Source organism: Paenibacillus sp. J22R98, assembly GCF_059383835.1.
Genome location: NZ_JBXENW010000007.1, coordinates 308,702 through 321,699, shown reverse-complemented (window position 1 = coordinate 321,699; position 12,998 = coordinate 308,702). Strand labels below are relative to the sequence as shown.

11 protein-coding genes are annotated in these 12,998 nt (G+C 49.7%); 6 read left to right on the top strand and 5 right to left on the bottom strand.

All coding sequences use genetic code 11. The annotated features are described in order from the left end of the window. Positions 1–3: 3 nt before the first annotated feature. Complete coding sequence (locus tag AC50Y3_RS20825) at positions 4–831, top strand: carbohydrate ABC transporter permease (protein WP_494820641.1); 828 nt, start codon at positions 4–6, stop codon at positions 829–831. Between the two features lie 73 nt (positions 832–904). Here the strand turns inward: AC50Y3_RS20825 and AC50Y3_RS20820 are convergent, their stop codons facing one another. The 5 genes from AC50Y3_RS20820 to AC50Y3_RS20800 all read right to left on the bottom strand — a co-directional run bounded on the left by AC50Y3_RS20820 (position 905) and on the right by AC50Y3_RS20800 (position 7,299). After that, positions 905–2,164 carry a Gfo/Idh/MocA family protein gene (locus tag AC50Y3_RS20820; RefSeq protein ID WP_494820640.1) on the bottom strand — a complete coding sequence of 420 codons (1,260 nt, stop codon included), beginning with the start codon at positions 2,162–2,164 and terminating at the stop codon, positions 905–907. Between the two features lie 67 nt (positions 2,165–2,231). Beyond that, the gene (locus AC50Y3_RS20815; protein ID WP_494820639.1) at positions 2,232–3,884 is read right to left on the bottom strand and encodes a type 2 periplasmic-binding domain-containing protein; all 1,653 of its coding nucleotides are present in this window, start codon (positions 3,882–3,884) and stop codon (positions 2,232–2,234) included. 46 nt (positions 3,885–3,930) lie between these two features. Next, positions 3,931–4,815: a carbohydrate ABC transporter permease gene (locus AC50Y3_RS20810; protein ID WP_494820638.1), complete on the bottom strand. Its 885-nt coding sequence runs from the start codon at positions 4,813–4,815 to the stop codon at positions 3,931–3,933. A 12-nt stretch (positions 4,816–4,827) separates the two neighbouring features. Then, positions 4,828–5,796, bottom strand: coding sequence for an ABC transporter permease (locus AC50Y3_RS20805; protein WP_494820637.1), 969 nt, complete (start codon positions 5,794–5,796; stop codon positions 4,828–4,830). A 459-nt stretch (positions 5,797–6,255) separates the two neighbouring features. Beyond that, on the bottom strand, positions 6,256–7,299 hold the full coding sequence (locus AC50Y3_RS20800; RefSeq protein ID WP_494820636.1) for a LacI family DNA-binding transcriptional regulator: 1,044 nt from the start codon (positions 7,297–7,299) through the stop codon (positions 6,256–6,258). Positions 7,300–7,542: 243 nt separating this feature from the next. On the opposite strand from AC50Y3_RS20800, the gene kduI reads away from it, so the two are divergent. From kduI to AC50Y3_RS20775, 5 genes are read left to right on the top strand one after another with little or no spacing between them, the layout of a single operon-like run. After that, positions 7,543–8,376 (top strand): 5-dehydro-4-deoxy-D-glucuronate isomerase, encoded by an 834-nt coding sequence (gene kduI / locus AC50Y3_RS20795; RefSeq protein WP_494820635.1) that lies wholly within the window; start codon positions 7,543–7,545, stop codon positions 8,374–8,376. Positions 8,377–8,409: 33 nt separating this feature from the next. After that, entirely contained in the window at positions 8,410–9,177 is a 768-nt protein-coding gene (locus AC50Y3_RS20790) for a DeoR/GlpR family DNA-binding transcription regulator (protein WP_494820634.1), read from the top strand. A 2-nt stretch (positions 9,178–9,179) separates the two neighbouring features. Continuing rightward, a complete protein-coding gene (kduD, locus tag AC50Y3_RS20785) occupies positions 9,180–9,929 on the top strand; it encodes a 2-dehydro-3-deoxy-D-gluconate 5-dehydrogenase KduD (protein ID WP_494820633.1) in 750 nt (249 codons plus the stop codon). Positions 9,930–9,961: 32 nt separating this feature from the next. Next, complete coding sequence (locus AC50Y3_RS20780; RefSeq protein ID WP_494820632.1) at positions 9,962–11,806, top strand: heparinase II/III family protein; 1,845 nt, start codon at positions 9,962–9,964, stop codon at positions 11,804–11,806. 47 nt (positions 11,807–11,853) lie between these two features. Then, a complete protein-coding gene (locus AC50Y3_RS20775; protein ID WP_494820711.1) occupies positions 11,854–12,966 on the top strand; it encodes a glycoside hydrolase family 88 protein in 1,113 nt (370 codons plus the stop codon). Positions 12,967–12,998: the final 32 nt, after the last annotated feature.

Below are 12,998 nucleotides of genomic sequence, written 5' to 3'. Positions count from 1 at the left end.
GGCATGAAACAGCTTGCAAATGGAATCAAATATTTCATTGTCATCGCATTAGCCATATTATGGATTGCTCCGGTTATCTTAGTGCTGATGAATTCTACGAAATCGATAGGGGATTTCATGAATGGAAGTATGTGGGCATGGCCGAAGAGCTTTCACCTCTTTCAGAACTTAGAGGAAGCGTTGAATGCAGGGAAACTCACCAAATATGTGAAGAACAGCTTTACCTATGGTGTAGTGGGGGCTTCAGCTAGTATTCTAATCTCGGTCTTTGCCGCTTACGGCTTGGTTGTCCTTCGCTTGAAGGGTTCCTTCTACTGGTTCTTGCTTATCTATAGCGGCACAATCTTTCCTTTCCAAATGTATCTGGTCCCGTTATTCTCGGGGTATCAGAAAGTGGGCATCTATGATTCGTTCTTTGGCATGTGTCTGTTCTATACTGCCATCTGTATCCCGTTCTGCGTGTTCTTGCTGCGTAACTTCATGACAACGATCTCGCGTGAATATGTGGAAGCGGCGCAAATGGACGGCTATTCGACCATCGCGATTCTCTTTCGGATCATATTCCCATTCTTGGTGCCGCCGATCTCTGTCTTGTTCTTGTTCCAGTTCACGTTTATCTGGAATGATCTCATCTTCGGATTAATCTTAACGCGAAGCGATGATATTCGTCCGATCATGTCGGGGCTTGCCGCTATGCAGGGTACCTATATCTCGACAGGCATTACAACGCTGATGGCGGGCATCGTGGTAACGTCTATTCCGACGCTTATTCTGTTCTTTGCCCTTCAGAAGAACTTTATTAAAGGGATGCAGATTACGGTGAAATCGTAGAGGCTTGTAAAGGTACCGCTAACCGGAAAGGAGGAGCAAGAATAACTCTTGCTCCTCCTTTTACATATTCGGCTTATTTGGCTGCAGCCAAGTCTTTCGCATAATCCGTTAGCACAATCGTCTTACCGCCATTCAGACGGGATTCCTCTGCTGCAAACGCCATTAAGTGACTGCGAACAGATGCGGCAGCGGACGTTAAACCTTCCTGACCGTTGTAGTGTCGCACTTCATTTAAGAAGCTGCGGACGATTCCGGCATCACCGCCGCCGTGTCCCGTTGTTTGGGGAGGAATCGTAATTTCCGTTTTCTGATGAGTCAGAAAATCATACAGCGTAATTTTATCCTCTTCCGCCCGAAGCTCGCCCCGCGTGCCCATAATTTGAATTCTTCGCTCCTGCTCGAACGTAAAGCCGCACATGCTGAACATCGCCGTGGCGCCGCCTTCGAATTCCATGTTCACGACCTGGTGGTCAACGACATTGTTATCGCTTCGATAAACGCAGCGGCCATAGTCGGTCTCCCGCATACCTTGAACGATATTTTCCTTAACCAGATCCGGCGTGAAATGCCGTGCCCAGCCTTTGAACTGATTGCTCAAATAGAATCGAGGTGCCGAATACGGACAGGTAGATTCAACCGAGCAGTCAAGGCAGCGCTCCGCGGAGCCTTCAGGAGCATGGTCTGCATTGAAATGCATCAAGGAACCAAAGGAGCTGACGCGGGTACACGGTTTGTCCATGAGCCAGGAGAGGACGTCCATATCATGACAGGATTTGGCCAATATCATCGGACTGGATTTGTCCGAATTGTTCCAGTTGCCGCGCACGAAGCTGTGCGCGATATGCCAATATCCTACATTCTCGTTCAATTGAATGGAGGCTACCTCCCCGATTCGCCCATCTGTAATCGCCTGTTTGATTGTTAACCAGAAGGGCGTATACCGCAGCACATGACAGATGGATAACAGACGATCATTGTCTCTGGCCGCTTGTTCCATATCCAGACACTCAAGCGGGTCCGGCGACATCGGCTTCTCTAGAAGGACGTGATATTTCGTATTCAACGCTTGCATCGTGGGCTCATAATGCATCCGATCCTGCGTGCAAATGACGGCAATGTCAGCAAGCTGGGGCTGTGCCAACAGTCCCTCCCAGGATTCGTAGCAGTGCTCGGGCGGGATGCCATGCGCTTGCGCCATTTTATCAAGGCGTACCGGATCAGCTTCCGCTACGGCAACAAACTTCAGCTCATGCGGATAATCCAGTGCAAAAGGCGCATAGCCCCCTGCACCTCTAGATCCGGCACCAATCAATACAGCAGTTAATGGACTCATTAGCTTCGTGCTCCTTCTTCATATGTCATTCACTCGCAGTCAAGAAGCTTCGCACCGCGGAGTTCATTTATTGGGATGTAAAACGATCCAGTGCAGCTTGGTAGATTGCGATATAACGATCAAGTCCCATTTTGTTAAGTGTTGCTACATAATTGTCCCATTCATCGAATGAAGCGTTGCCTACGATGAATTTATCTCTCATCTCATCTACGTAAGTTTGAATATCGGTAGCAAGTGTCGTAAGCTCGGTCTGCTCTTCGCTAGTGAAATTGAATGCCGGCCAAATTTGATCCTGCTTAAGTGTAAGTGCTTCTGATTTCTTCGCATTCTCTACCGACGTTGGAAGTCCTTCTGCGCCTTTAAAGAACTGCTGCTTTACAAATCCCGGATAGTAGCCGCCAGGCCATACTAAATATTGGCTGACTGCTTGATCGAGCGAGAGGCCATTTGAATTGTTCTTGATCTCATCGGTGTAGTCGACCGTACCGTCTGCTTGCTCCTTGTACGTTTGATCCTTCCAGCCCATGAAGAACAATTTGATGCCTTCCTCGCTGTAGAAATAATCCATCCAGCGCATCATCGCCTCTTGATTCTTAGCTTTATCCGTCAGTACGAACATCCCGATGTTTCCTAGGGGAGAACCAATATAGGTATAGGTCTGATCGCCGTGAGGTCCTTTCAGCACCGGAAGACCGACATAGCCTTGTTGATTGTAAATGGCCACAGGATCTACGTTGTCGATGACTGCAAGAAGACCGCCTGTTCCTTTGGCGTCAATTTCTTCACTCTGCACGGAAACGATATCCTTCTCCAACAGACCATCCTTGTACAGCTTGTTTACATATTGGAGCAGTTCCTTGTAGTTGGGGTCCGTTGCAACGAAGCGAAGCTTGCCTGTTGAAGGATCCGTATCGACATAAGCATTGGAGTTGCCGTGATTATTAAGACCGAAGGAGCCCTTCAAGTATCCAAGCAGACCGGTTGTACCTACACCGCCCCAAGCAATCTCATCTTGCTTGCTGTTGCCGTTAGGATCCTTCTCCTTGAAGGCTTTCAGCATGTTATAGAAGTCATCCAGATTTTGCGGCTCTGCGATGCCCAGCTTGTCGAGCCATTCTTTCTTGACCCATGGCGTGTTATAGAAAACAGATTTGAATTCAGGATCATAGATAGTCGGAAGACCGTAAATATTACCGTCCGGCATCGTAATGCCTTTTCCGATGATCGGGTATTTATCCATGAGTGCTTTGAAATTAGGTGCATATTTATCGATCAGGTCGTTGAGCGGCACGAATACGCCTTGCTTCCCGTATTTGAACAGATCGGAGCGGGAGAAAGCGGACGCATAAAACAATTCAGGATATTCGCCGCCTGCGAGCAAAATATTCCGTTTCTCCTTGAGACTGTCTTTCTGTGTGGTGTCCCAAACCATATGAACGTTGGTCATCTTCTCGTATTCCTGCCACAGCTTCAAATTGTTCCAGTCCGCATTGGCAAATAGCTTCGCTGCGAACCCCTTCACCGTAATTTTGTCATTCACGATCGGGAAGCCAGCGGTGTTCAGCCCAGCTGCTTCTTCTTTGCTTGCAGGTGCGCTCGTTTCATTGTTTGTCGCGGAGCCGGTGCCATTGTTGTTCCCGTTATTGCTGCTGCAGGCAGAGACCATGGATACCGATAGTGCGCAGGTCAACAGAATACTCCCCATTTTTGCAACCTTCATTGTTTCTTCCTCCCTTAGCCATCCAATTTATATCCACGCAAAGGAATTATCCTTTTATGGCGCCAATCATAATGCCTTTTACAAAATAACGCTGCAGGAATGGATAGAGGATGAGCATCGGAATGTTAGCAACGACGAGAACGGCGTACTTGATACCTTCAACGGCACGCTGCTGCTTAATTGCGGATTCCGTAGACGCTTTGATCATGTCATCCGTTTGACCTTGTATAAGGATTTCGCGCAGAATGAGCTGCAGCGGGAACTTGCTTTTATCAGATAGGTAGAGGAGGGCATTGAAGAACGCATTCCAATGTCCAACCGCATAGAAAAGAATCGTTACTGCAATGATAGGCATGGACAAAGGCAGGACTACCTTGCGCAAAATTTGAAAATTGGAGCAACCATCGATTGTGGCCGCTTCCTGCAGCTCGCCGGGAATGGTCTGCTGGAAGAATGTACGCATGATGATAATATTCCAGATCGATACCGCGCTTGGAATGACCATAACCCACAGGGTATTCAGCATGCCGAGCTTCTTGACGAGAATGAAGGTCGGGATGAGGCCTCCGCTGAAAAACATCGTGAATACGAGCAGAGCCATGATCACATTGCGTCCGACAAAATCACGCCGCGACAATGGATAAGCACCGCATATCGTCATCAGCAGATTAATGAACGTACCAAGCGAGGTGTACAGAAGCGTGTTGCCGAAACTTCGGACAATGTCGCTGTTATGGAAGATTTTACTGTAGGAATCCAGCGTCAATCCTTTCGGCCAAAGCAGAATCTCGCCGCTCATTATGTATTGGGGATCGCTGAATGAGGCACTTAGGACAAATACAAGCGGATAAAGCACGGCAATCACGACAAGGATTAACACCGAGTACGTTATGAAGCTAAAGAGGCGGTCACCTCGGGTCTGATCAGCCATTCGTATACCTCCTTACCATAAGCTGGTTTTACTAAGTCGTTTGGATATCGAGTTGACACTGACCAGAAGGGCGAAATTGATGATGGAGCTGAATAGCCCGACTGCGGTTGAGAAGCTGAAATCTGCCTCCTGAATACCGCTTCTGTAGACGTAGGTATCAATAATGTCTGAGCTGCCCATATTTAACGTGTTTTGCATAAGAAGAACCTTCTCGAAGCCGATTGACATCACGTTTCCGAGCTCCAATATAAACAGAATGATAATTGTCGGCAGGATGCTGGGGATGTTAATATGCCAAATGCGCTGCAGCCGAGTTGCACCGTCTACGCGAGCCGCTTCATGCAATTGATGATCTACGCCGGCGAGCGCGGCCAGATAGATGATAGAGCTCCAGCCTGTCGTCTGCCAGACAGAGGACATCACATATAAGGTTTTAAACCAGGAGGGCTCGGTGAGGAAGTTAATCGGATTGCCCCCGAACAGTTCGATCATGGTATTGACTAGACCGTACCGTGGATTCAGGAACATCATCATCATGCCAACCACTACAACGGTGGATAAGAAGTGTGGCGCATAGGTAACGGTTTGAACAAATTTCTTGAACTTCTCTGCTCGAACTTCGTTCATCAGAAGAGCGAGGAGGATCGGAATGGGAAATCCTACCGCGAGTGAATAAAGGCCGAGACCAACCGTGTTGCTGATTAAGCGTTTGAAGAAGTAGCTATTGAATAACCGATGAAAATGATCGAAGCCAACCCAAGGGCTTCCCCAAATCCCTTTGTTTGCAATGAAATCCTTGAAAGCAATCTGAACACCGTACATGGGGATGTACTTGAACACGATGAAGTAGGCGAGAACAGGTGAAATGAGCAGATAGAGCTGCCAATTTCGAAAGATACGATTCCAAAAGGCTTTTTTCTTTCCCGTTTTGGCAGTCGTCCGAATGGGATTTTGCAGAGCCTGGGCAGTTCGGATAGCCATTTCTTATCACCTCGACTGTAATTTAGTCTTTGTGTACCTCGTTGATTGATCTCGATGTTACGTTTCATAACATGCACCTATCATAAGAGAGGTGGGAATAAACTGTCAATCTTTTTATCCAAAAATTATAATATTTTTGGATAAAGTTGCGGACTGTTTGGATAGAGGGCGGGTCCATTGAAAATGCTGTATTTTCTCCTTGTCATTAGTTATATTTCAATATTCTATCATAAAATTAAGCGCTTTCAATGTGAGGAATGGTCAAATTTCATAAAGTTTTTCCTAAGTTTTATCCAAACTATTCGGTGAATTATCCAAAAATTATGACTGATTTTGTATGGATTACATCGATTTTTTGGATATAACCATGGCTGGATTTGGTGTTTGGGCAAATTAAAAAGCCCGACGGCGCAAACCGTCGGGCTAATCTATAGTGAACGACTCAATTAGACGAACAAATTAGTTCGCACTTCGATGATAGTCTGATGACTCTCTGACGATCAAGGAGCACGGAAGCAATATTTTGGGCGGAATCGAGTAGTGACCATCTAAGTGATCAACCATCGCCTTCGCCGCTATACTGCCGATTTCAAATTTAGGTACATGAATAGATGAAAGTGGTGGAGATGTATATTGAGCGAAGGCAATATTGTCCATTCCAACAAAGGCAATATCCTCCGGAACGCGGCATTCCTTCTCCAGAGCGGCTCGCATGGCAGGGATAGCAAGCATATCGCTCGCACAGAAAATGGCGGTTGGCCAATCGGACTTCGGTACACGTAGGAGCATTTGGGTCATTTGGGTATAGCTTTCGTTCACGTTCCAGTTGGTGTCGATGACCCAATCCGGATTGATGGCGAGATTGGACTGCAGCATAGAGAATTGATAGCCGATATACCGCTCATCGTTCTCCATCTTTCGGTAGAAGGCGGGTCCGCCTATGTAACCGATTCTCGTATGCCCCTGCTCCACAAGATGGCGAATAACCATTCGGGCTGCAGCTACGCGATCGCAGTCGACTACCGGCACAGATAAGGATTCATCATTTAAGCTCACGCCAAGAAGGACGACACCTTCGTTCTGCATCAGCTCGAAAAATTCTTCATCGTACCAGCTGACGGCGAGAACTCCCTTCACGCTTGCTTCTCCAAGCATGGCTGCAAGACGCTGCGTATCCTTTAATTCCTCAACGGTACGAACGATGACCGGGGGCTGCCCTAGCTCACTCATTTTCCTGTGGAAGCCTTCCAGTACTTGCGAGAAATAAGGATGATCTCCCATAAGGGACTGGGGGATGATACATACGACTTGCTTCAATGGCGTGTTGCTCTGAGCCTCAGGATGGTCTGAATCAGCAAGCTTATATCCCAGTTCGACAGCGACACTTCTTATTTTACGTTTCGTTTCCTCACTCACAGGTCTGCTCGTGTCGTCACTAATGGCCCGAGAAACTGTCGAAATAGAAACGCCTACGCGTTCAGCGATATCTCTTAATGTAGGCACAACGATATCCTCCTTGCTAGGCTGACTGCGGGCAATTGACGCAATCCTCTCACAACGTATTGTAACTTGTGTTCGATGACAAATCCATCCCATTCGGATAGAAGAGGAAGCGTATTCAGAGAGGCAAAAACTTATTTAGACGAAATTGGATTTTTCTTCTTGTACATTGAACAAACCTCAATTAATATGAACATATAAATTACTAAACGAACTTATATGAACGTAAAAGGAGATCGTGCCCACATGGAAATCCGTTATGCTTCGCATCCCAATGAAGTCAAAGCATTCGATACGACTCGTCTTCGTGAAGAGTTTCTGATCCAACAACTATTCGCCCCTGACGAACTCAAGCTTAGCTACTCTCATGTGGATCGTTTTATTATCGGCGGCGCAGTTCCGGTGAATGGTTCGGTGAACCTCGCAGTCGATCCTGCAACGATCGGCGCGGCTACGTTTCTGGAGCGCCGGGAGATTGGGATTATTAATGTCGGCGGCAAGGGCACGGTTACGGTGGACGCAGAAGTCTATGCCATGGACAGCAAGGATTGCCTATATATTGGCCGCGGCGCGAGAGATGTCAGCTTTGCAAGTGAAGATGGCTCGCAGCCTGCCAAATATTATTTGAATTCTGCTCCGGCGCATCAGACGTATCCAACGGTCAAAGCTGCGATCAGCGAAGCGTCCCCTAATCATCTGGGAAGCTTGGAGAACTCCAATGAGCGGACCATCTACCGCTACATTCATACGGGAGGCATTCAAAGCTGCCAGCTGGTAATGGGGATGACGCTGCTGAAACCGGGCAGCATGTGGAATACGATGCCTTGCCATACGCATAACCGCAGGTCGGAAGTGTATTTCTACTTCGACATGCCCGATAATGGCGCGGTGTTTCATCTCATGGGCGAAGCGGCTGAAACTCGCCACCTGGTCGTACGCAATGAACAAGCGGTAATCTCCCCGAGCTGGTCGATTCACAGCGGCGTGGGTACGAACAGCTATACGTTCATATGGGGGATGGCGGGCGAGAATCAAACCTTCGAGGACATGGACGCCGTCGCGATGAAGGACTTAAAATAAAGCTGCAATTCAGCATGAAAGTGATGGTTTCCGATGAACCCTTTGCGCAGATACGAGAAAATCATGGAAATACTGCTCGCTTCCCGAGAAGTGATGGTCACAGACCTTAGCGAGCAGCTGCAGGTAACAGGCAAGACCATTCGCGAGGACTTGGCGAAGCTGGAGCAGAAGGGACTGCTGCAGCGCATTCATGGCGGCGCGGTGCTGGCGCAGGAGAATCAGCTCGGTATTATGTCGCTGAAGCAAGAAGAAGCGCCATACACAGCCGAGCATCAAGAGATTGCAGAGCTGGCGGTCTCGCTCATCGAAGCTAACGAGGTTATCGCCTTGGATGGCGGGCGCACAACGCTTGCCATTGCCAAACTGCTGCCGGATGAGCCGCTTACGGTCATCACGAATGATCTTCATATTATTGCGGAACTGGCCCGCCGATCGTCGATTCGTTTGGTCGTACCGGGCGGTTATCAAATCCGCAATATGCTGATCAGCGCTGAGGCAGCAGCCTACATTCGCAGATTGAACATTGCCAAGGCGTTCCTATCCGCCACGGCCATCCACGCGCAGTCCGGCTTTACGATCTATTCCGGAGATTCGGCAGACATTAAGCGGGCATGGCTGGAGACAGCCAAGACCTCCTACGTCGTTGCGGATCATTACAAATTCGGTCAAGGTGCGCTCTTCACATTCGCCAAGTTGAACGAGGTAAGTGCGATTATAACGGATTCCGGCATTCCACAGGAGACGGCAGAGCAGTTCCGGCAAGAAGGAGCGACACTTCTTATAGGAGAGAAGGGAGCATAAGGATGAGCTTTGACTTAACAGGCAAAACAGCGCTGGTCACCGGCACATCAGGCGGGATCGGCCAAGCGATCGCTATCGGTTTATCTGAAGCGGGTGCGTCCATTGTGGCAGTATCCGCTTCGAACAGTAATGAGACGGTTCACATGATTCGTAGTAATGGCGGTCTTGCTGCCCAAATTTCGGCGGATTTGAGTCAACTCGATAACTTGGAGCCGTTGTTTAATGAAGCGGCATCGTATTTCGGCGGCGTTGATATTCTGGTCAACAATGCCGGAACGATTCGCCGCTCTCCGGCAGCAGAGCACTCGCGTTCCGATTGGTTCGATGTCATCGATCTGAATATGAATGCCGTTTTCTTCCTCAGCCAACTGGCAGGCAATCATATGATTAGCAGAGGCAGCGGTAAAATCATCAATATTGCCTCTATGCTCAGCTTTCAAGGCGGCATCAATGTACCCGGTTATACGGCAAGCAAACATGCCGTGACCGGTATCACGAAGGCGCTTGCCAATGAATGGGGCGGCAAAGGCATTCAAGTGAATGCGATCGCTCCCGGTTATATCGATACGCGCAATACGGCTCCGCTCATGGCGGATGAGAAGCGAAGCAAAGCGATCCTGGAGCGGATCCCTGCAGGACGCTGGGGATTGCCAAAGGATTTGCAGGGACCGGCCGTGTTCCTCGCTTCGGCTGCGTCGGATTATATGAACGGCCACGTCCTCTGTGTGGATGGCGGATGGCTGGCGCGCTAGTTTACTAGTTCAACTCAGCTGGAGGCGAGAGTGTGGCAGTAGCGATAGATTGGACGAAGGACAGGTTGAAGAGTTGGCTTGAGGAGCGACCACGGCATTCTGCCGAAGAGAGTATGTACGGCGCAAATGCAAGCAGCGCTGCCAAGTGGCAGGAGATCGCAGGTTCACCGCATTATGCAGACAAGGTACGGGAAGTAGAGCAGGAAGGGCAGCTTCTTGAGCAAGCAGCAATCCCGGAGCTTTCGCCTGAGTTGTATGGGCTCTATGAGCGAACGGGAAACCGGTTGTTATATGAAGCTGTCTACTTTCAGCGAAGAAGAAGGCTGGCAACCTTCGCCATGCTCCACTTCTTGTATCCGAGTGAGAAGCGCTACTCCGGCGCTCTTGAGGAAATCATAGCTGCGATTCTAGAGGAACCGACTTGGTGTTTGCCTGCACATATGAGAGGTCAAGCGATCGATCGCCATATTGATCTGTTCGCGGCAGAGACCGGTTTCGCTCTGTCAGAGATCTTAACGGTATCGGGCGATGGGCATCTATCGATCCCGCTTCAGGCTGCAATACGTCTTGAAGTGGATCGGCGCCTGTTGGTTCCTTATTTGAACTATGGCCCGTACCACTGGGAAACGGCGGATCATAACTGGGCGTCGGTCTGTGCCGGTTCCATTGCCTCTGCTGCACTTCTCATTGAATCGGATTCCGATCGATTGTCCGCAATCTTAGAGAAAGCGATCATCACTATGGAGCATTATCTGTCCGGCTTTGGCGAGGATGGTGCATGCCTCGAAGGTCCGGGGTATTGGAATTACGGCTTCGGCTATTTTGTTACTTTCGCCGATTTGCTGAATCGCGGGACTGGCGGTAAAGCCAACCTGCTCGCCGCTGACAAGGTGCGAGCTATTGCGCAGTTTCAGCAGCGCTGTTATCTTGTCGGCAATCGGCCTGCTAATTTCTCCGATGCGGTTCCTGTTGTGAATGTTCATATCGGACTCTCGGATTATTTGGCCTCCTACTATGATGAAGTAGAATATCCTCCACTCTCTGTACAGGCAAGTTTCGGCGATGATTATTGCTGGCGATTCGCCCATATCCTGCGCAATTTCATCTGGTATAAGCCGCAAGCACCAAGAGCAAAGAACTGGCAGCCCGGCAGCTGGTTTCTGCCGGATGCGGGGTGGCTCATTTCGCGTTGTACGACGCATGCAGGCAGCTTTGGGTTTGCAGCAAAAGGCGGAACAAATCAGGAGCCGCATAACCATATCGACGTTGGCCATTTTATTGTGCTGGCAGATGGGGACCCGGCTTTTGCGGCTGATCTTGGCAGCGGTGAATATACGGCAGACTATTTCGGCGAAGGTCGTTACGCCTATGATTGCAACGGAGCGCAAGGTCACTCGCTGCCGATCATTGGCGGGCATCTACAAGAGGTTGGCGCGCAAAGTGCGGCAGTTGTGCTTGAAGCGCATACCAGCGATGAGGAAGATCGCTTCGAATTGGAGCTGGCTTCTTGTTATCCAAGAAGCGGGCTGACTTCGTACCGGCGGCGATTCTGCTGGCACAAGGAGTCCGAACGGCCGATTCTCGAGCTGCGGGATACGTTTCATTTTGCCGGGAAGCCCGCCCCTATAACGGAGACGATCATAACCCGCAACAAGCCGAAATTTATGGCTGACGGTGAAATTATGCTGCAAGGCGATAGGCAGTCCGTACGGCTTGCGTACGAACCTGGCTGCTACGAGGTGCGGATCGAAGAGCGGAGTTACTCGAATCACTTTGGTAAGGAAGAAAGCTTTTCTCGCATTTACTTGGATCGAAGGGTAGAAAGGATAGAGGGCAGCGAGATTCAGCTAGCGTTTCAATTCAAATTTCTGGAATAGGTAGGTGACTCGGCGTGGTGGAGACTGCACATTCGGAAACAACAGCGATGCAATGGGTGAATGAGGCGTGGGAGCAGACGATTCTGAAGGTGAAACGAACAAGTGCCCGAATCGGAGCCGAATTCCCTCATGCAAGTCAGGGCGGCCGATATGTATTGGAGGAGCCGCATTGGTGGACGGCTGGGTTCTGGCCGGGGATGCTGTGGCTGCTGCGTGAAGGCGATCCAGCATTTCAAGCGTTAGCGGAGCAATGTGAGCTTAAGCTTGATGAAGTGTTAGACGGCTTCGACCATCTTGATCATGATTCAGGTTTCATGTGGACGCTAACCAGCGTTTTCAATTACAAGCTGAGCGGCGGTGAAGTTTCACGTAGGCGAGCCTTCAAAGCAGCGAGTCACTTGGCAGGCCGTTTTAATGTGAAAGGCAATTATATCCGCGCTTGGAATCCTTGGCGGGAAGGCGATAACAATGCAGGTCTGGCGATCATCGATTGCGCGATGAATCTGCCTCTGCTATATTTTGCTTCGCGGGAAAGCGGCGATCCGCGTTACGCTCATATCGCCGAAGCGCATATGAGCACCGTACTCGCGCATTTCATTCGACCGGACGGATCGGTTCGGCATATCGTGCGGTTCGACCCGCAGACAGGGGAGGTTGCGGAATATATTGGCGGCCAAGGTTATGCCCCGGAATCTGCATGGTCACGCGGGACAGCATGGGCTCTTTATGGACTTGCTCTAGCCGCCAAGCATTCGGGTCGTCAAGAATATATCGATGCCGCCAAACGAGTGGCGCATTTCTTCCTCTCGCAGCTGCCCGAGGACGCCGTACCAGCATGGGATTTCCGCGCGCCGTCCGAGACAAAGACATTTCGCGATTCTTCTGCCGGGGCATGTGCTGCTTGCGGCTTATTGCTGCTCGCCGATCTAGTTCCTGAAACGGAATCGAGCAGTTATAGGCAAGCAAGCGAGCGGATATTGGAGTCGCTCTACCGGAATTACGGAGCCTTCGACGACGAGAAGGAAGAAGGACTTATTTTGCACGGCACGAGTCATTATCCGGAGCGCAAAAATGTCGATGTACCGCTGATTTACGGCGATTACTTCTTCGTAGAAGGACTGGCGAGGCTTAGAGGAGACAGCATAATTCCTTGGGAGTAATGGAAGTGGCTATAGGGCTGTCCCACACGGGG